A 19444-nucleotide genomic window follows, 5' to 3' on the forward strand; every position below is an offset into this window, starting at 1 on the left:
TATATCTTTATTAAATCCAACCTATTCTAGCATATACAACTATATTTTTCCACCCTTAAAAAGAACACCGGAACAAACTTATAGTTTGTTCCGGTGCTTTTCACATAATATATTGATATTTTTAATTGTCCTGTAATATCAGATTACTTGAGAAGATCATAGTTGAGCTTCTTGATAACAAGGAAGGCCTTGTTTCTGAGTTCCTCACCTGAGAATTCATCAAGCTGTACATTCATATCCCAGTTGTACTTCATGAGTGTATTCATAAGATCCTCAATGTAATCCTTTACATACTTGACGTTGCTCTCACTCTTATCCTTGAGCTGGACAACTATATTGTCTATAGCCTCGATGATTCCTGACTCCTGCTTCTCTAGTGCCTGTCCTGACTCATCGTTGAGCTCTATAACCTTACCTGTCTTGGTTATGATGACCTTCTTGTTAGGAGCTGCAGCAGCCTTGCTCTTCTTGTTGATCATATGGTTGATACACTTGATCAGACATGCTACAGAGTATGTCATCTCCTCGTTTGATGGCTTGTCTATTCCCTTGAGAGTGTGCTGATGGTACAGGTACTCTGACTTGCACAGCATCTCCTCAACAATAGCTACCTTACACAGTGATACCAGATCAGCCGGCATAGCCTGCTGCTTCTTACCGAAGAGACCACCGCCACCCTGCTCATTTTCCTCCTTATACTTCTCAGGAAGAGCTGTTCTGACATATGTCTCATGCAGGTACTTCTTGGCTGTGTTGATATCGTAGCTTGATGCAAGAACCATCTTCTTGGTACTGTTGAGTCCGTTAACGACCATATCCTCAGCAGCCATGAACAGAAGGATCTTCTGTCTATTGTCAAGCATTGAGTAAACCTCTTTGTTCTTGTTGTTCTTCTCAACAATTGACTTCTTTCTGACATCAAATACCTTTACCTTCTCCTTTACACTGAAGAATGCCTTCAGCATTGAAGGATTGGCGTTCAGGAAGTTGCAGCACCATGTGAGCTCTATGTACTGATCCTCGATCTTGTTCGATACCTCATACAAGCTGTATCCCTCAAACAGTACATTGAGTGCCTTGGAGAGGATCTCCAGACTCTCATACTTCTCCTCATATGACTTCTGTGTTATATCAGAGTTAACATATGCCTTGATTCCACACTCTATGAAGAGCTTGTTGTACTCATATGCTCCCTCAGGAATGTTCTGACGTCCGCTGAGCTGTGCTCCTGAACCAAGTGTCTGAAGTACCTTCTTGACCTCCGGCTCATTCTCGATGGCCTGATATACCTTCTTGGTAAATGCGCAGGTCTCATTAAGCAGTGAATCTATCCTCTTGTTGTATACCTCCTGCTTGGAGATCTCTGAAGCCACCTTGCTGCTGAGGATCTTTGCTGCCTCTGTGCTTGTGACATTCTTGATGAGCTCCTTGAAGTTGGAGTATACTGACAGGTTATCTATAGGTATGTACTCTGCGTTCAGTCCGTAGAACTGAAATGCCTTCTCATACTGCTTGTTCGCAATGTAGATAGAGAAGAGATTGATAGATAACTGTATCTTGTAATCGTTAGGTGCATGTGCATCCTCGATGACGTAATCATAAAGTACCTCGAGGTTGTTGATATATGAATCAGATCCTATGTCTTTGGCTGAGATATCCATCTCCATAACCACATTGATCAAATCCAGGTATCCGAGCAGAGCCTTGTCAAAGTTCTTTGGTCTGTCATCATCCTCAAGTATCTGGTATGAAATGTTGATGAGAAGTGGAGCGATCTTATCCCCGATCAGTCTCATGCACTCCGGTATCTTCTCAAGCTGTAAGAGATACAGCAGCCATACACTGTAACGATAAACACCTGTAGCTGATACAGGCGCATCTATATCAGTAGGGTCAATATCACCATATACAAATCTGAATAAAGGCTCTATCCACTCTTCGATCGCATAGTGTCCGGTCGCCTTTATATTGAAGTCTACAAACTCTGCAAGCTCATACAGCTTTGTACACTGAGCACGAACCTCGTCATCCACTGTCATGGTCGACAGATCAAAATTAGAATCCTTCAGGCTGTCTATAACCAATGTATAGAATCCGTCCTCAACCTGATCATTCAGATAACGAATAAGTGTTCCTTTATTACTGGATGCCGCTATTGATAATGCGTTATCCCCTGCCTGTCCTATATTTGCTGGTAACATAATATGTCTACCTCCTTTTGTTTTCGTATGTCTGGCTTACGAATATTCTTGTACTATCCCCCTCAAATCACTACTCCAAATATAACATATTTGGTAAAATCATTCAACAAAGTTTTTGGTTATTACTGATAACTGTCATTGTGCATAATTACCCAAAAATTATAGCACTAAAAAAATCGCATTTTTTGTGCATTTTTACTGTTATGCCAGATAATGCCATTTTTCAGCATCAGTCGAGTCCTGCCATGTGAAGTATCGCCATGGCATTTGTCGTGGTACACCTGCCATCCTTCTTCTTATAGTCGAATTTCAACTGGTCTCCCTCGTAATATTCCTCGAAATGATAGTTCGCAGCAGGTGTTCCGTCCTCCGCCTTGAGATCACACAGCTCAAAATCGTGTGTCGATACCAGTGTCATTGAACCCGCTCCCGCAAGCTTTCTGATGACCTGTGTTGCTCCCACTATTCTGTCAGCAGAATTTGTTCCCTTGAATATCTCATCTATAAGACAGAGCATAGGTCTGTTCTCTTTCCTGTACTCAACCATCGTCTTTATCCTGAGTATCTCTGCATAGAACGTTGATATTCCATTGCTGACATCATCGGTCACCCTCATGGATGTGAATATCTTCATCCTGTCAGCCTCCATATAGCCCGCACACACTGGAGCGCCCGCATATGCAAGCACCAGATTTATACCCAGTGTTCTGAGGAAAGTCGTCTTTCCGGACATATTACTTCCGGTTATTATCGTGGCACCGCCCTTGAAGTCCGCATCATTTGCCACGACTGTATCAGGGCTTATCAGAGGATGTCTCATATCCCTGGCGGTGACATGAACTCTGGCATTTGCGCCGACCTGTGGATAGCTCACTTCCCTCGTTCTTGAAAGGACAGCAAATGACATGAGTTCCTCCATATCAGAGACAGCCTTTATCCAGCCCTCAACGCTCTGTCCATTCTTCTGTTTCCATTTGTCCATCATCCTGCCTATGTGGAAGTCCCACATTATAAGTCCACACAGTATCTGATGAACTATAGGATTGTATCTGATATTGAACGCCGCACTTATCGTCCTCAGTTTTCTTATAGCCGCCAGGGCACCAGAGTCATTTGACAGATGCGACTTGATATCATTTAAAAGTTCACTGTCGAAATTCTCCCCGGAGATCAGCTCGAACATTCTTATATAGTCCTCTATCACATAGCCAAATGAGATCATCGGCATGACAGCCTGACCCGCAACTCCGCCAAAAAGCCAGGAGAACAAAAGCACAACAAAGAATGAGACAAGCGTCCAGCCTATGTTTATCTCACCCATTATTCCAAGTATAAATGCCACCAGTGTTATCGCCGGCAGTAAAAATCTCAATATGTTGAACACCGCAGGTATATGGTCATCGCCATTGCAGTATGCCACAAATTCATCCGCGGTATATTTCTTCTTTTTGCCCATTCCGGTCTTCACACCGAGGGTCTCAAAATCCATCGAGAACTCTCTCTTTGAAGTGAGCTCTTTTATCGCCTCCTGGCGCTTCTCTATGTCTGCTATATCGTACTTCGGATCGCGTATACTCTCGGCGAGAGCCCTTTTTCCCTCCTCGGTTCCCGCAACACAGATAAACTGATACAGAGAGCTCTGTCCAAGAAGGTCCATATCCCTTGCAACCAGATCGTCATCGCCGAGATACTGTGCACCGTTGTCCTCAAACTTCTTCCAGCCGTCGCCGAATCTCTCTATATACCTCCTGAGCACCTCCGACTTGGCTTTCTTATATTCCAGCTCCTCACTAAGCTTTCCGTGGATAAACACCATTGCGACAAATGCCGCAGCGGCTATTATTCCCAGGATCAGCACTGTCACTCTGTTGTCATATATGCCTATTATCAGCCCTGCCAGAGCTGCAAGGAACATCACAAATCTAACCCCTGAATATGTTGCAGACTTCCCCTCAAGCGCCTTGATGTCCTTCTCCAAAATGTCCCTTTCGTCCTTGTATTCGTTCATGTTATCGTCCTTTCATAAAAAACAATATATTTACTTTTTGTCCGGCTTGTCCTTCTTCTTATATGACATCACACCATCCTCTGATACATCTATCATGTCCGGCTTGACAACGAGCACGATACCCATTACCCCAAATACCACACACAGCACGATGCATATTATTCCGATCACCTTATATGATGTAAATGCGAGCATTCCAACTCCCACTGCCAGTGTGAGTGCCGCACATAGAAAATAGTTTTTCTGAAGTGCCTTTATCGCCTGTTCTTCTTTGTTGTAATCCTGTCCACTATTATTCATGTTCCATTTTACCTCCACATATCCATTCCATTATAGATGAATATATCATACACGGTATATCATTCGCAAATATTAATTCCTGTGAATCAATCCACCACACTTATTGCATTTGACACGAATACATATTAAAATAAATGGACAGGTTATATTCTATGGGAAGGAGATTTTTATCATGAACAAATTGGCAAAAATGGCGCTCACTCTTGCCGCTGCAGGAAGTGTCTGCTACTTATTCAAAGACAAGATCAAGACAACGAAAGCTTACCAGACAGTTGAGAACAATGATACTGTAAAGAAGGCAAAAGCCACAGCTACAGATACTTACCACAAAGTAAAGGACTCCGAGACAGTCAAAAAGATCAAGGACTCTGAAACATACCACAAGGTAAAGGACTCTGAGACAGTCCAAAAGGCAAAGGGTACGATCAAGGATACCTACAATAAAGTAAAAGATTCCGAGACAGTCCAGAAAGCAAAGAATACAGTATCCGACACATATGACAAGCTCAAGGACAAGGTTAAGGAAAAAGCTGCTTCCACCGAAGATGGCGACCGTGAATATTTCACACTTCACGAAGACACCACCGGAGCAGAAGAAACCACATCCGAAGAAGCCGCAACCGAGGATGCTGTAACCCCGGAAGCCACAGCGGATATTCCGGATGAGACAACCGCAAAGGCCGTAACCGAGACCGTAGCTGAGGCTGAGGATGTTCTCGCCGAGGCAACCGGCGCCGTTGCAAATGCCGCTGACGCCGAGACCTCAGAGGTAATCGGCGATGAGTACATGGGACTTTCAGATGTATCTGAGGATCCATCAGTGCTCTCCGATCAGGACAAGCTTGACGTATAGTCTGCACGGTATAATAGGCAAAACAAAAACAGTATATGCGATCCGTTTGATAACGAACCGCATATACTGTTTTATTTTTTCCCTGAATCTCTCAGATATGACAATGCTTCATCTATGGCAGCCTCCGTCTTGAAGTCCTGCTCATATGTCACACCGTCCACATCCACCATGAGTAGTTTGTATATCTTTTTGTCTGCCGGCCCTATATTCGCCGATGTTCTGAGCTTCTTGAACGTCTCTATGGTGCTGAGTTCCACCACATCCGTATGCCAGGTTCCGTGATATACCAGATATTTGTCTGTTATGGCTATACCATCCTGATCATAGTAGAGATTGTATCTGAGCTGTTCATCTATATCCCTGACAGTATTCCTGTCTGCCTTTCCGCCCGATACGACCTGCATTCCTGACACCTTCCATGGACAGCACACACTGTATATACATCTGACTATATTATATAACGCCCACAGAGCCGTCAGCACAAGAACCAGCAGCATCATATTATAATAGATCCTCGGAAAATCCACCTCACTTATTATGAGTGGGTATACCTTGCTCTCAAGCTGCTGGGATGGTATCCCCATGTCCTGTGCAAGGCCATCAACTATCGATGTATACACATCATCCGCAGAGACTACTCTGCCTCTCAGCGTATAATTCAGCAGTACATCCTCATTGCTCCTGATTAGCAGGATGGCATATCTGCCATCCTGCTGACAGTAGTAATATCTGCCCTGTCTCTCGGAGTCCACAAAATAATCGTATCCGATATAATCCGCCCGATCCACGGTTATCGTCACATCCCTGTCGTTTGGATTCGCTCTGGACTCTATATCAGCTATGCTCCTGTATGTCCTGCTCCTTATCCTGTCCGGCAGACTGAAATGCCACGCCATGATGATCATGCATCCCACCATGATCAGTGATAGAATGATCCCGGGTATTCTGTTTTTTAGAATATAACTTTCAAACTTCCTGTTCTTCATAATATGTCTTTCCCGCGTACGGTCAGATTTTTAGAAATGGCTTCCGCCACCGCCATGACCACCGCCACCGCCTGATCCACCAGAACCTCCTGAGCTGCTCTGGATAGTCACGCTGGTTACTTCCTTACGTATAAATATATCTCTTCTGTCAAGCTCCTTGGCATTTCCATCGCTGTATGTAGAAGCTGTTGTGGTATCTTTTCCTGCTTTCTTCGACAGATTCACGATGCAGAATGCGATGGCTGCTCCAAGAGATACAAGGAAGCATATAAATGGTGACAGGAACTTTAATCCTCCTGTGCTGCTCTTCATAGCCGTCTCTGTTCTTGACATCATTCTCTCAAATGCTCCAAGAGTATCCGATCTGAGTATCTTTCCACCGTATTCCGTTATGGATGTCGCCTTGGAATCACTTATTCTCTTCTTCGCCTTGCCGGCTGTGCACAGATAAACATATCCATCGTTCTCCTGCCAGTTGGCAACTATAACTACGCTTGTGCTGGCATCCCTGCCGTCAAGATATGTTCCTGCAGGCCACTCTTCCCAGCCGAATCTGTAATAATCACAGATCTTCTCTGCTATATCCTTTGTGTTAGACTCTATGTCATATGAAACTGCATCGGCATCATATTCTGACAGATCTGTGTACTGATCCATGGTAACGACAACAAAGTCCATACCCACTTTATCTTCCAGTTCTGCTATCTCCCCGCGGAGAGTCTCCTCCTCCGAATCAGACAGCTTATCTGCATAGTCAAACACTCTCTCATTTGTCTTACATTCTGTATTATTTCTGGCGTCATGCTTGAGATTGGCATTTGATTTCACAAAGTATCCTATAAAGAACACTATTCCAAGTCCAAGTACCACGAGCATTGCCACGATAAATTTCTTTACTGCATTCATTTACAACACCCCCAATAACATAGACAAGCCATCAAGCAATACAAATGCTGCGCCAAACAAAAGTGCGGTAAGTCCAACTGCCTTACTCATGCTCTTCGGCTCTGTTCCGACACATTTTCCAGTCTGTCCGTTGACATAGAACTTATAGTTTTTGCCCTGGAAACGGTACTCATATACCCACACCGGCATGAGTCCGAACTTTGTTCCCGTGAGTCTGTTGTTGTTCCTGAATCTCTCATTTGTAAGTGATGAATATCCGGTTGTGGTGCTTCTCACCCAATCTCTGTTTGCCTTCTCTGCCTTTGCCTGAGCCCTCGGCTCCACCTCATTCGGCGGCATATTGTAAGTCTCCGCATCGAATCCCGAGAGGTACTTGTTGTCATGCTGCATGAGCTCTTTGTAGTTGTACGGCTCCATGAGATCCATGATTCCATCCTCCATGGCTATGGATGCATCAACCGGTATGCCCTCATAATTCACATGCAGTCTTCTTCCGACATCAAAATATGAAGTCTCTGTATATCTCTTGTCTCCAGACGTCCATGATCTGACCTTTGTTCCTATGGCCTCATAAGCCACATCCGAATCATAATCGTACATCCAGAATGGGACATACACTCCCTTAAGCGCCTCAAGCGTCTTCTGTGAGAGGAATGTTCCCGGTATAAATAGCTTTTTACCAAATTCATTCCTCAGCTTCTCCTCAGCCTCATGCTTTGATATCTTAAATGGAAGTATCACATCAGCCCCATACGGATAATTTACTTTGTCATCCCTGAGCAGATATGTTCCACATGAAGGACATCTTCCCGCAGACTGATACTCAGTGTAAGGTATCTGCGAACCACAGTTTATACATATTACAGGCTCCTGTGACGGAACCAGCTCCTGACAGTCGCTCCCTCCGCAACTGAGGCACACCATCTTTTTCTTTGCAGGATCGTACACTACGTTACCCCCACAATTTACACAACGATACAGCAAGTTATCTTCCCCCTGTCCTTTTTTATCGTTTTTCCTTCCAAACTTCCTACGCTATCTCCCAGCGTACTTGCGCTTATTATAGCATAGTAAGTCTGTTTTTAGAACATCGAATTGGATGCCTTAAGGCAGCTTTATAACACATTTTAGATATCTTACATTAAACAAAATATTTTTTGAACAAATGTGTAACACATCATGTTCATGCGAATATGTTAAACCATGAACAAAATAATGGAGGCTTACCATGAGTGATTTATCGGCAACACAGTGTGCCTGTGGCGGTTGTGGCTGTGGCGGCAGAAATGGACTTTCTTGCGGAGGTTCCTGCGGATGCAACAGTTGCACTCTGATCATCATCCTTCTCCTCTGCTGTGGCGGCTGCGGCGGCGATGGTTTCGGTTTTAATGGCGGTTGTGGCAATGACAACAGCTGCATCTGGATCATCCTTCTCTTATTCTGCTGCGGTGGCTGTGGCAATAATAACGGATGTGGCTGCGGCGGCTGCGGTGGCAATGATTGCGGCTGCTGCTAAAAGCGGACTCACCACGATCTATAAACGGGATATCGGGCAGAATGACTGTCCGATATCCGCAAAAAGTGGCCAGCAGGAGCAATTCTGCTGGTATTTTTTTACTGAAAATCAATAGAATATAGTATAGCTGTCTTACCAAGTGATCACTGCATGAAACGGAGCTTCATATGTTTAATGGCAACTTCCATCATCCACTGGACAACTTAATAAAAGATGACCGCCTGTTCATGATGGAGGCCATTCTCCCATTTGTGGATGACCGTATGAAAGCTCCTCTGGCAATGTACATAAAGATCATGGAACTTCAGACCATATTGAATGCCCTGCGCGATACAAATTATGTAAACTCCTGTGGACTCCACAAAGATATAAACAATCAGGATGATATACTGTCATCCCTTGCCGGGTGTGGATTTCCCGATATCAGGGACCAGTTTGCCAGCATGAAAAAAGCCATGGATATGATGAAGACCATGGAGGCCATGAATACACAGCAATCCACGGATTCTCTGTACCGGCACTATCAAAGCAGAACTGCCTCTGAAACCGAGGGCGAAGAAAACTACGACAACACTGAATCCCAGTCATCCCAGGATATATACAGCTCCGTCAAAGACCTGTTTGAAAAATATGATATGGAGGGATATTAAACATGAATCTTCAAAATGACCCAAGACTTAAAAGCATGCACCCGCTAAAAAGGGAAATTCTTCTCAGATTATCCAACTCCCAGTCAACCATGACACCGGAACAGATGCTCCCCCAGCTAATGGAGATCAACAAAGAACTGCAGAAAAGGGATCTCTCCTTCAGCAGAGCAGAGTCCGAGATCGTTCTGGATGTGCTGAGCGAAGGCATGTCTCCACAGGAAAAACAAAAGATAAATATGATAAAGTCCATGCTGTAAAAAATGCATTTCAATAAATGTAACACAATTATATTTTTGTGGCTGTCGGCTATAGTTTCATATTTTTGTACCTGATAGTTTCTGGCTGGCGATACCGTTATTGACAGATACTATTTGCATAAAATGTAGCTGATAGATATTATTTCAGCAAGATGGAGGTTATTGTGATAGATATCTTTGACTTGGGATTGCGGATAAGAAATGTGAGAAAGGCTCATAATCTTACTCAGGAACAGCTTGCCGAGAAAATAAAAGTGTCTCCCCATTACGTGTACGAGATTGAGCACGGATATAAAAGTATGAGTATATATACTCTTGCCAATATCGCAACTGTTCTTGATGCGCCACTGGATTTTCTGGTATTCGGAAAGGAACCCGTCACCACCCCCGAGAACAAGGATTATATCACTCATGATGATCTTGACAGACTGGTGGAATCGATACCGCTGTACAAACGTGACAGTGCATACAGCGCACTCAAGAATCTGCTGCCTTATCTGAAATAAATGATAATCCGATATATTAAACATCAAGAAAGCCACATGGATTTTTCTCCATGTGGCTTTCTCATGTTTATAGTTTTTTTATTTCATAACAATATTCACAATACGTCCAGGAACATAGATCTCCTTGATAACGTTACCTGTGAGCTTGTCGGCGATCACTTCCTTAGCCTTTGCGATAACCTCATCCTTTGGATCCTCCTTGCCGATCGCAAGTGTTGCCTTAGTCTTACCGTTGATCTGTACAGCGATCTCTACTGTTGACTCTACTGTCTTTGCCTCATCGAACTCTGGCCATGTCTGCTGATATACATATCCGCCGTAGTTCTTGATAGACCACAGCTCCTCTGTGATATGAGGTGCAACAGGGTTTAACAGGATGAGCAGTGTCTTGAACTCATCTGCTGTAACGCTTCCCTTCTTGTAGAAGTCGTTGAGAAGTGCCATCATGGCTGCGATAGCTGTGTTGTACTTCAGGTTCTCGAAGTCATTTGAAACCTTCTTGATAACCTGGTGCATCTTGGTCTCCATATCCTTGGAGTAGCCCTTCTCGTCTGTCACACTGTCCTGAAGCTTCCATACTCTGTCGAGGAATCTTCTACATCCCTTGACACCATCCTCTGACCATGAAGCTGCAAGGTCAAATGCTCCGATGAACATCTCGTAAGTACGAAGTGTATCTGCACCGTATACATCTACGATGTCGTCAGGATTTACAACGTTGCCTCTTGACTTACTCATCTTCTCGCCGTTCTCACCGAGGATCATACCATGTGATGTTCTCTTCTGGTATGGCTCTGGTGTAGGAACTACGCCCTGATCGTACAGGAACTTGTGCCAGAATCTTGAATACAGAAGGTGGAGTGTTGTATGCTCCATTCCTCCGTTGTACCAGTCAACAGGAAGCCAGTACTTGAGTGCCTCCTTGCTTGCAAGAGCCTCTGTGTTGTGAGGATCTGTATATCTGAGGAAATACCATGATGATCCAGCCCACTGTGGCATAGTATCCGTCTCTCTCTTTGCAGGACCGCCGCAGCATGGACATGTGGTGTTTACCCAGTCTGTCATAGCTGCAAGTGGTGACTCGCCGTTGTCTGTCGGCATGTAGCTGTCTACCTCTGGAAGAAGCAACGGAAGCTGGCTCTCGTCGATAGGTACATAACCACACTTATCGCAGTGAACGATAGGAATTGGCTCACCCCAGTATCTCTGACGTGAGAATACCCAGTCACGGAGCTTGTAGTTTGTCTTTGCCTGACCGATACCCTTCTCCTCCAGGAACTTTATCATCTTCTCCTTTGCATCCTTTACCTCAAGGCCGTTGAGGAAATCTGAGTTGATGAGCACTCCTGTTGCCACGTCTGTAAATGCAGCCTCATTTATATCTACTTCCTCGCCATCCTTTGCAACAACCTGAATGAGTGGAAGTCCGAACTTCTTTGCAAATTCCCAGTCTCTGTCATCATGTGCAGGAACCGCCATGATAGCACCTGTTCCGTAGCTCATGAGTACATAGTCTGATACGTATATAGGGATCTCCTTGCCATTTACAGGGTTGATGGCTGTGAGTCCGTCTATGCATACACCAGTCTTATCCTTTGCAAGCTCTGAACGCTCAAAGTCGCTCTTCTTCGCTGCCTGCTCACGGTATGCCTCGATGTCTGACCAGTTGCCGATCTCGTCCTTGTACTTGTCAAGGATTGGATGCTCTGGTGAAACAACCATGTATGTTACTCCGAATAATGTATCGCATCTTGTTGTATATATGCGGAGCTTGTCCTCTTTGCCCTTTACTGAGAAATCTACCTCAGCTCCTGTTGAACGTCCGATCCAGTTCTTCTGTGAAACCTTTACACGCTCGATGTAATCCACGCCGTCAAGTCCTTCAATGAGCTTGTCTGCGTAATCTGTGATCTTGAGCATCCACTCAGACTTAACCTTGCGGACAACCTCGCTGCCACAACGCTCACATACGCCGTTGACAACCTCCTCATTTGCAAGACCAACCTTACATGATGTACACCAGTTGATAGGCATCTCCTTCTTGTATGCGAGACCAGCCTTGAAGAGTTTGAGGAATATCCACTGTGTCCACTTGTAATATTCAGGATCAGTTGTGTTGATCTCTCTGTCCCAGTCGAATGAGTATCCAAGTGAGTGGAGCTGTTTCTTGAATCTTGCAACATTGGTCTTGGTTACTTCCTTTGGATGGATCTTGTTCTTGATCGCATAGTTCTCTGTAGGGAGACCAAATGCATCCCAGCCCATTGGATACAGAACGTTGTAGCCCTGCATTCTTCTCTTTCTTGCTACTATATCAAGCGCTGTGTATGGTCTTGGGTGACCTACGTGAAGTCCCTGTCCTGATGGGTATGGGAACTCAACTAACGCATAATACTTTGGTTTTGAATAATCATCTGTAGCAGCAAATGCCTTGTTGTCATCCCAGACCTTCTGCCACTTTCCTTCAACGACTTTGTGGTTGTATGTCTCAGCCATTTTTGAAAATGCCTCCTTGAAATTTATCTTTTCAGGCTTTATAACGCTTTTTCGCCCGATTCCTCTCTAATCTTAACTATATTAGCATATATGCTGTGTTTTTCAAACTGTTTTTTGGTATAAGCAGCCCGGCTTATTCAAACACTTTCTTGATACTGTCATAATGAAGGAAGATTCCCTGCTCTGCATATTCTTTTATCTCATCCAGCGTTGCCAGTTTAAAACCATCGGTCTCCGCCTCCTGAGGCCTGATATCTATTTCCGAAAAATCTCCAGTAAACTTATAGACATCCACAAAGTAGTTGTCCTTCTCATCCGGGTTATCTCTCCTATATGTAAACTGCAAGCCTCCATCGAAATCACTTACGTCTATGCCTGTCTCTTCTATCACCTCTCGTCTGACAGCCTCTATGGATGACTCTCCTGCCTGCACTCCGCCGCCGGATACCTCCCACCAGCCTGCTGCCCACGCCTTTGTCATGACACGCTTGGTAATTAGATACTTTCCCTCTCTGTTCTGGAGCACACCGAGCACTGTGAGGTGATAATCCCCCGGCTGCATATTCCAGTCATTTCTCTTCATAGTGCGTCCTGTAGGCTGCTTGTTCACATCGTAAATATCCCAGTATTCCATCTCTGCTTGTCCTCTTTCTGATTTTTATATTTGTTCTGCCCAGTAACATAATAAATGCTATTTTAAGTTTCTTCAACAATCATTCGAATTTTATGCATAATTATTTATTGCAGTTTACTATAAAACTTAAGCTGTGGTACAATTCAAACTGTTATCAAGAGATTTGACCAGCGCAGGCTGAAGGAGGAAGCATGAACGCTTATGAGGTATTTGCCAGTGTCTATGATGAACTGATGGACAACATTCCATATGATGACTGGTGCACATATATAATAGAAGTTTTGAGAAAATACGGAGTGGACGAAGGGCTCATATGTGAGCTTGGATGTGGCACCGGAGAGATAACGGAAAGGCTTGCGGATGCCGGATACGACATGATCGGTATCGACAATTCATATGAGATGCTTGAGGTGGCAAATGAGAAAAAGCTGGATACAGGACATGAATCCATCTTATATCTCATGCAGGACATGAGGGAGTTTGAGCTCTTCGGCACGGTGAATGCCATCGTGTGCGTGTGCGACAGCATCAACTATCTTACGGAGCTTGCCGACATAACCCACGTATTCAGGCTGGCAAATAACTATCTCGAATCTCAGGGTATATTTATCTGCGACTTCAAGACCCGCCACTATTTCAAGGATGTGGTTGCCGACAGCACCATAGCCGAGGACAGGGACGACGTGAGCTTTATCTGGGATAACTACTACGATACGGAAACCGATATAAATGAGCTGGCTCTCAGCCTGTTTCTCCCAGAATACCCAGAATCAGGCATTGAACCGGATGATGAGTGTCCTCTTTACAGGAAGTATCAGGAATTCCATTATCAGCGAGGCCTGACCCTTGATGACATGAGGAAATGCGTTGCTGATTCAGGTATGGAACTTGTCGCCATGTACGATGCATTTACATTTGAGCCCGCCACAGATTCAAGTGAGCGGGTGTACGTGGTTGCGAGGGAGACACGACAGGATAACAAACACTATGAATAGGCTTGTCTTATCATCATTCATAATATAAAATGGTGAAGATTGTCCAATATATCATTATTATAATGCGATTATATATAGAGATAACCGGACAGATTTCAAAATGTAACAAAACTAATCAACATAGAATAGCGAGGTATACAACATGAGCGATCATATAATAAGAGGTATGGCAGCGAACAATCAGGTAAGATTCTTCGCCGGTACAACAAGAGATATCGTGGAAACCGCAAGGTCTATCCACAACACAAGCCCTGTGGCTACAGCCGCACTTGGAAGACTGCTCACAGCAGGAGCACTTATGGGAGCACAGTGCAAGAACGAGTCCGACGTACTCACACTTCAGATCCAGTGCAACGGACCGATCGGAGGACTTACCGTAACTGCAGACGCACATTCAAGAGTCAAGGGATATGTCAACAATCCAAACGTTATCCTTCACGCAAATGACAAGGGTAAGCTGGATGTTGCCAAGGCACTTGATCTCGGCGTGCTTTCAGTTATCAAGGATATCGGTCTCAAGGAGCCTTATGTCGGCCAGACACAGCTCGTATCCGGTGAGATTGCCGAGGATCTGACATATTATTTTGCAACATCAGAGCAGATCCCTACATCAGTTGCTCTCGGCGTCCTCATGGAAAAAGATAACACAGTAAAGCAGGCGGGCGGATTCATCATCCAGCTCATGCCATTTGCATCGGACGAGCTCATAGACGTTCTTGAGAAGAGACTTAACGAGTTCTCTTCTATCACCAGTCTCCTCGATGCGGGCAAGACTCCTCTTGACATCATCAAGGATGTATTTGAAGGATATGACGTTGTAGTGACCGATGAGTTGCCTACCGAGTGGCACTGCAACTGCAGCAAGGAGAGATACTACAATGCGGTACTCAGCCTTGGCAAAAAAGAGATCGCAAGTCTTCTTGAAGAGGGTGAGCCTATAGAGGTCAACTGCCAGTTCTGCAACTCTCATTACAAGTTCTCACCTGACGAACTCAAAGAGATGCTGCTCAAAGCGGCTGCAAAATAATCATTTTTCCGCCATTTGCCCTCATTTTTACAACATTTTTGTACATTATAATTATTGCATTGGTTTTTTCACTATGCTAGAATGTTAACCGTTGTAAAGTAGACTAAATTTGAAAGAAAGAGTGAAAATTATGAAGATAACAAGAGATGATATCAGAAATGTGGCTATCATCGCCCACGTTGACCACGGTAAAACAACACTTGTAGACGAGCTCTTAAAGCAGAGCGGTGTGTTCCGTGACAATCAGGAGGTCGCTGAGCGTGTCATGGATTCCAACGATATCGAGCGTGAAAGAGGAATCACTATCCTCTCCAAGAATACTGCCGTAACATATGGAAGCACCAAAATCAACATCATTGATACTCCGGGTCATGCAGACTTCGGCGGTGAGGTTGAGCGAGTTCTTAAGATGGTAAACGGAGTAATCCTCGTTGTTGATGCATTTGAGGGTCCTATGCCACAGACCAAGTTCGTTCTGAAGAAGGCCCTTGAGCTTAATCTTGCAGTTATCGTATGTGTAAATAAATGTGATCGTCCTGAGGCACGTCCTGACGAGGTAGTTGACGAAGTTCTTGAGCTCCTCATCGAGCTCGATGCAAATGAGGATCAGCTTGACTGCCCATTTGTATTTGCTTCTGCCAAGTCCGGTTATGCAACACTTGACTCATCCGAGCCAGGCACAGACATGAAGCCTCTGTTCGACACTATAATTGATTACATTCCTGCTCCTACAGGCGATCCTGAGGCAGGTGTACAGATGCTTGTCAGCACAATCGACTACAACGAGTACGTTGGACGTATCGGTGTCGGCAAGGTCGACAATGGTGTCCTCAAGGTAAATGAGGATCTTGTCATAGTAAATGAGCATGACCCGGACAAGCTCGAGAGGGTTCGTATCGGAAAGCTTTTCGAGTATGAGGGTCTTAACAAGATAGAGGTTAAGGAAGCACAGATAGGTTCTATCGTTGCTGTTTCAGGCATCGCAGATGTACAGATAGGTGATACTCTCTGCTCCCCTGAGAATCCTGACCCAATTCCTTTCCAGAAGATTTCTGAACCAACCATCGCCATGACATTCATGGTAAATGACTCTCCTCTCGCAGGCAAGGAAGGTAAGTTCGTAACATCAAGACATCTCCGCGAGAGACTTTTCAGAGAGCTGAACACAGATGTCAGCCTCCGAGTTGAGGAGACTGACACAACTGAGGCTTTCAAGGTTTCAGGCCGTGGTGAGCTTCACCTGTCAGTCCTCATCGAGAACATGAGACGTGAAGGTTATGAATTTGCAGTAAGTAAGGCTGAGGTTATCTACAAGGAAGATGAGCTCGGACATAAGCTTGAGCCATTTGAGATCGCTTATATAGATGTTCCTGACGAATTTGCAGGTACTATCATCAACATGCTGAACCAGAGAAAGGGTGAGCTTCAGGGAATGGCTCCTACAGGAAATGGAACCACAAGACTTGAGTTCTCTGTTCCATCCCGTGGACTTATCGGATTCCGTGGTGACTTCATGACAGCTACCAAGGGTACAGGTATCATCAACACAACATTTGACGAGTATCTTCCATACAAGGGTGACATGAGCTACCGTTCAAAGGGATCACTCATCGCATTCGAGTCAGGTACTTCGATCACATATGGTCTTTTCAACGCACAGGAGCGTGGAACACTGTTCATCGGACCTGGTGAGCAGGTTTACGCCGGTATGGTTGTAGGTGAGAATCCTCGTGCTGAAGACATGGAGGTCAATGTCTGCAAGAAGAAGCAGCTTACCAACACACGTTCTTCAGGATCAGATGATGCTCTCAAGCTTTCACCTCCAAAGGTGATGAGTCTTGAGCAGGCTCTTGACTTCATCGACACTGATGAGCTTCTGGAGATCACACCAAAGTCATTCAGAATCCGTAAGAAGATTCTTGACCATACTCTCCGTTACAGAGCCAACAGGAAATAAGGACGGACGAAAAGTCCTTTGAGATAGTGAAGCCCGTACCCTGTAAGGATGTGGATCCATCACGGGATATACAACAAAAGCAGAGACAGTTCACACATTCTTTGTGTTTTGTGTGAGTTGTCTCTGCTTTTTTTGTGCGTAAAACTGTATCTTTTTTGCTTATTTTCCTCTGAATGATACAACTTTTCTGTTTTTTGTATCTTTCTGGCTTTTCCTTTATGTTTGCGATAATTTTGTGACCTTTTACCTCCTTGTCACGGCGTCTATTGGTCTTAATTTTGAGGCCCATCTTGCTGGGAAATAGCCTGCTACCACTCCGAGGATCACGGAGCCGAGGACTCCGGCCAGTGCAAGCCACCATGGGATCATGGCTATCTGGGTTCCTTTTGCAAGGTTGAACATGGAGACGTCGGCTTTATTCACCACTATTCTCACTCCGTAGGAGGATAATACTCCGAGGACGCCTCCGACAAGTCCTATCACTGCGGCCTCCATGAGGAACAGAAGTCTGAGCTCGTCTATGTCGCAGCCGAGGACCTTCAATATACCGATCTCGTTTACCCGGTCGAATACAGAGGTCGTCATGGTGTTGCTTATTCCTATGACAGCCACAATAAGTGCTATCATTCCGATTCCGCCGAGAAGAAGCTGTATCATCTTGAGGTACTTCTGTATCGTGTCCAGATATTCCTTGGAATTCTCTGTCTGATACCCCATGTCCTGAAGCTTTTTTACCATCGCATCAACGTTATTTATATCATCTACGATCACCACCGCTGATGTGTAGACAAATTCACGGTAGCTGTTGCCATTGCCATCCACCGGCTGACCGTACAGCTTGCCATCGGCGCTGACCTTTCTGAGCAGGCTTTTCAGTGAATCCATATCACAGTATATCGTCTGAGACTTCTCGCTGTAGCTGTCAGGGATGTCCAGCGATTCGTCAGACTCTTCATCCTGAACTGCGCTGTCATAAGAAGTGTCAGCAGAAGCATTGTCAGAGCTGTTATCCGTATCTCCATCAGATAAAACCCCGGCGAGCTTCAGTTTGAATATCCTGTCACTTTCACCGCTCCATCCGACGGTCGTGTCAAATCTCTTTCCGACAAGGGACGCAATACTCTTATTCTCTCTCTTCTCGTAACTGTCAAATATCTTTTGATTGAAGAACATTTTGCCCACACTGCTGCCCGAGATCAGTTCAGGTGTCCCATGTGAAGAATTGCTGTTTTCCCCATAGGCCAGACTCCAGCCATCAAGCTCATTTCCCGGCACACCCACAAGATTGCCAAAGTATTCATACTCCCCATACTTCATACTCACAGGAACCTCATACAGAGGATAACAACCATCCACATTTGCAAGATCTGTCAATGTAGATATCGTTCTGTCCGTTATCATTCGATCCTTATGCTTACTTCCGGTCTCACTGTATATCGTTATCTGGTTGACACTTCCACTTGCAACCGCAGAATCTATCATCTCGTTCTTGACTCCGATTCCCACAGCCAGAAGTGCTACAACCGATATAACACCTATCATCACGCCGAGAACGGTGAGAAATGTTCTGATCTTTCTTCTCTTCATATTCATAAGACACAAATGCCATATCCACCCCATACAATCTATCTCCTTATAAACTCTCTCCCCGTGACCGGAATCTAAAATTCATCAAGAATCTCCTTTTTCTCCTGTGCTTTCTTATTGCACATATACATAACAGAGCTATCACTATAACCACAGCAATTACACCATATAACACCTTTTTACCACTGCTTTTTGTGCTGTCCTTTATCTTCTCTACATTGTCATACACCGGAGATTCCACAGTCGCCTTGAAATTCCCCTCAATCGTCGTCTCATTCCCCTCTTTGTCCTCATATGTAACTATCACCTTTGACATATCACCGCTCGCAGCAGTCGTCGCCACGGCATTCGTGAGGATATCTATGCTTCCGCTCTTTCCAGACTCTATATTGCCTATATACGTCTCAATCTCCTCCATACTTCCCAACAAGCAATTTTCAACCGACGCACCGCAGGACGGGAGGGCGAAAATACGGAAAAGGGTACTCTTTTCCTATGCTTGCTAAGAAAGTTTTTTCCTCACTTATCACTACAACGGAACTCCCAGTATGCCAAAAAGCGCAAA

Annotated in this window: 18 protein-coding genes; 8 read left to right on the forward strand and 10 right to left on the reverse strand. The window is 44.7% G+C overall.

Translation table 11 applies throughout. The features are described 5' to 3' along the window. Nucleotides 1-143: 143 nt before the first annotated feature. The 3 genes from DWW60_RS08495 to DWW60_RS08505 all read right to left on the reverse strand — a co-directional run bounded on the left by DWW60_RS08495 (nt 144) and on the right by DWW60_RS08505 (nt 4509). Nucleotides 144-2201, reverse strand: coding sequence for a hypothetical protein (locus tag DWW60_RS08495; protein ID WP_015533918.1), 2058 nt, complete (start codon nt 2199-2201; stop codon nt 144-146). Nucleotides 2202-2430: 229 nt separating this feature from the next. Further along, nucleotides 2431-4209, reverse strand: coding sequence for a MutS-related protein (locus tag DWW60_RS08500; RefSeq protein WP_117875031.1), 1779 nt, complete (start codon nt 4207-4209; stop codon nt 2431-2433). A 30-nt stretch (nt 4210-4239) separates the two neighbouring features. Further along, nucleotides 4240-4509, reverse strand: a complete 270-nt coding sequence (locus tag DWW60_RS08505; RefSeq protein ID WP_015533920.1) for a hypothetical protein — start codon at nt 4507-4509, stop codon at nt 4240-4242. A 172-nt stretch (nt 4510-4681) separates the two neighbouring features. On the opposite strand from DWW60_RS08505, the gene DWW60_RS08510 reads away from it, so the two are divergent. Further along, complete coding sequence (locus tag DWW60_RS08510; protein WP_117875033.1) at nt 4682-5362, forward strand: hypothetical protein; 681 nt, start codon at nt 4682-4684, stop codon at nt 5360-5362. 71 nt (nt 5363-5433) lie between these two features. On the opposite strand, the gene DWW60_RS08515 is transcribed toward DWW60_RS08510, so the two are convergent. From DWW60_RS08515 to DWW60_RS08525, 3 genes are read right to left on the reverse strand one after another with little or no spacing between them, the layout of a single operon-like run. Then, on the reverse strand, nt 5434-6348 hold the full coding sequence (locus DWW60_RS08515; RefSeq protein ID WP_147341853.1) for a hypothetical protein: 915 nt from the start codon (nt 6346-6348) through the stop codon (nt 5434-5436). A gap of 30 nt (nt 6349-6378) precedes the next feature. Next, a complete protein-coding gene (locus DWW60_RS08520; protein WP_117875037.1) occupies nt 6379-7254 on the reverse strand; it encodes a TPM domain-containing protein in 876 nt (291 codons plus the stop codon). After that, entirely contained in the window at nt 7255-8238 is a 984-nt protein-coding gene (locus DWW60_RS08525; RefSeq protein WP_187115852.1) for a hypothetical protein, read from the reverse strand. Nucleotides 8239-8482: 244 nt separating this feature from the next. Here DWW60_RS08525 and DWW60_RS08530 point away from each other — a divergent pair, with 244 nt between their 5' ends. From DWW60_RS08530 to DWW60_RS08545, 4 genes are all read left to right on the forward strand, one after another. Then, complete coding sequence (locus DWW60_RS08530) at nt 8483-8770, forward strand: chorion class high-cysteine HCB protein 13 (RefSeq protein WP_117549292.1); 288 nt, start codon at nt 8483-8485, stop codon at nt 8768-8770. 167 nt (nt 8771-8937) lie between these two features. Beyond that, nucleotides 8938-9420, forward strand: a complete 483-nt coding sequence (locus tag DWW60_RS08535; protein ID WP_015533924.1) for a hypothetical protein — start codon at nt 8938-8940, stop codon at nt 9418-9420. A 2-nt stretch (nt 9421-9422) separates the two neighbouring features. Further along, nucleotides 9423-9677 (forward strand): hypothetical protein, encoded by a 255-nt coding sequence (locus DWW60_RS08540; protein WP_117549296.1) that lies wholly within the window; start codon nt 9423-9425, stop codon nt 9675-9677. A gap of 164 nt (nt 9678-9841) precedes the next feature. Further along, nucleotides 9842-10183, forward strand: a complete 342-nt coding sequence (locus DWW60_RS08545) for a helix-turn-helix domain-containing protein (RefSeq protein WP_158565897.1) — start codon at nt 9842-9844, stop codon at nt 10181-10183. A gap of 78 nt (nt 10184-10261) precedes the next feature. On the opposite strand, the gene leuS is transcribed toward DWW60_RS08545, so the two are convergent. Then, a complete protein-coding gene (leuS, locus tag DWW60_RS08550; RefSeq protein WP_117875041.1) occupies nt 10262-12679 on the reverse strand; it encodes a leucine--tRNA ligase in 2418 nt (805 codons plus the stop codon). Between the two features lie 133 nt (nt 12680-12812). Further along, nucleotides 12813-13313, reverse strand: coding sequence for an NUDIX hydrolase (locus DWW60_RS08555; protein WP_055273312.1), 501 nt, complete (start codon nt 13311-13313; stop codon nt 12813-12815). Between the two features lie 191 nt (nt 13314-13504). Between DWW60_RS08555 and DWW60_RS08560 the strand changes: the two genes are divergently transcribed. The 3 genes from DWW60_RS08560 (at nt 13505) to typA (ending at nt 17292) form a co-directional block, all read left to right on the forward strand. Further along, nucleotides 13505-14308, forward strand: a complete 804-nt coding sequence (locus DWW60_RS08560; protein ID WP_117875043.1) for a class I SAM-dependent DNA methyltransferase — start codon at nt 13505-13507, stop codon at nt 14306-14308. Nucleotides 14309-14450: 142 nt separating this feature from the next. Then, nucleotides 14451-15335, forward strand: a complete 885-nt coding sequence (gene hslO, locus DWW60_RS08565; RefSeq protein ID WP_015533929.1) for an Hsp33 family molecular chaperone HslO — start codon at nt 14451-14453, stop codon at nt 15333-15335. A 130-nt stretch (nt 15336-15465) separates the two neighbouring features. Next, nucleotides 15466-17292, forward strand: a complete 1827-nt coding sequence (gene typA, locus DWW60_RS08570) for a translational GTPase TypA (protein ID WP_022215896.1) — start codon at nt 15466-15468, stop codon at nt 17290-17292. Between the two features lie 243 nt (nt 17293-17535). On the opposite strand, the gene DWW60_RS08575 is transcribed toward typA, so the two are convergent. Further along, nucleotides 17536-18912 (reverse strand): ABC transporter permease, encoded by a 1377-nt coding sequence (locus tag DWW60_RS08575; protein ID WP_117875045.1) that lies wholly within the window; start codon nt 18910-18912, stop codon nt 17536-17538. 13 nt (nt 18913-18925) lie between these two features. Further along, the gene (locus tag DWW60_RS08580; protein WP_117875047.1) at nt 18926-19297 is read right to left on the reverse strand and encodes a hypothetical protein; all 372 of its coding nucleotides are present in this window, start codon (nt 19295-19297) and stop codon (nt 18926-18928) included. Nucleotides 19298-19444 lie beyond the last annotated feature (147 nt).

Origin of the sequence: Coprococcus sp. AF16-22 (genome assembly GCF_003461545.1) — a bacterium.
Classification (GTDB): Bacteria; Bacillota; Clostridia; order Lachnospirales; family Lachnospiraceae; genus Coprococcus; species Coprococcus aceti.

What these genes read in the sequence shown, in the direction of transcription:
- DWW60_RS08505 (WP_015533920.1), bottom strand. Translation starts at nt 4,509, where the DNA reads ATGAATAATAGTGGACAGGATTACAACAAAGAAGAACAGGCGATAAAG.
- DWW60_RS08580 (WP_117875047.1), bottom strand. Translation starts at nt 19,297, where the DNA reads ATGGAGGAGATTGAGACGTATATAGGCAATATAGAGTCTGGAAAGAGC.
- leuS (WP_117875041.1), bottom strand. Translation starts at nt 12,679, where the DNA reads ATGGCTGAGACATACAACCACAAAGTCGTTGAAGGAAAGTGGCAGAAG.
- DWW60_RS08555 (WP_055273312.1), bottom strand. Translation starts at nt 13,313, where the DNA reads ATGGAATACTGGGATATTTACGATGTGAACAAGCAGCCTACAGGACGC.
- typA (WP_022215896.1), top strand. Translation starts at nt 15,466, where the DNA reads ATGAAGATAACAAGAGATGATATCAGAAATGTGGCTATCATCGCCCAC.
- DWW60_RS08535 (WP_015533924.1), top strand. Translation starts at nt 8,938, where the DNA reads ATGTTTAATGGCAACTTCCATCATCCACTGGACAACTTAATAAAAGAT.
- hslO (WP_015533929.1), top strand. Translation starts at nt 14,451, where the DNA reads ATGAGCGATCATATAATAAGAGGTATGGCAGCGAACAATCAGGTAAGA.
- DWW60_RS08500 (WP_117875031.1), bottom strand. Translation starts at nt 4,209, where the DNA reads ATGAACGAATACAAGGACGAAAGGGACATTTTGGAGAAGGACATCAAG.
- DWW60_RS08495 (WP_015533918.1), bottom strand. Translation starts at nt 2,201, where the DNA reads ATGTTACCAGCAAATATAGGACAGGCAGGGGATAACGCATTATCAATA.
- DWW60_RS08520 (WP_117875037.1), bottom strand. Translation starts at nt 7,254, where the DNA reads ATGAATGCAGTAAAGAAATTTATCGTGGCAATGCTCGTGGTACTTGGA.
- DWW60_RS08560 (WP_117875043.1), top strand. Translation starts at nt 13,505, where the DNA reads ATGAACGCTTATGAGGTATTTGCCAGTGTCTATGATGAACTGATGGAC.
- DWW60_RS08575 (WP_117875045.1), bottom strand. Translation starts at nt 18,912, where the DNA reads ATGGGGTGGATATGGCATTTGTGTCTTATGAATATGAAGAGAAGAAAG.
- DWW60_RS08530 (WP_117549292.1), top strand. Translation starts at nt 8,483, where the DNA reads ATGAGTGATTTATCGGCAACACAGTGTGCCTGTGGCGGTTGTGGCTGT.
- DWW60_RS08515 (WP_147341853.1), bottom strand. Translation starts at nt 6,348, where the DNA reads ATGAAGAACAGGAAGTTTGAAAGTTATATTCTAAAAAACAGAATACCC.
- DWW60_RS08510 (WP_117875033.1), top strand. Translation starts at nt 4,682, where the DNA reads ATGAACAAATTGGCAAAAATGGCGCTCACTCTTGCCGCTGCAGGAAGT.
- DWW60_RS08540 (WP_117549296.1), top strand. Translation starts at nt 9,423, where the DNA reads ATGAATCTTCAAAATGACCCAAGACTTAAAAGCATGCACCCGCTAAAA.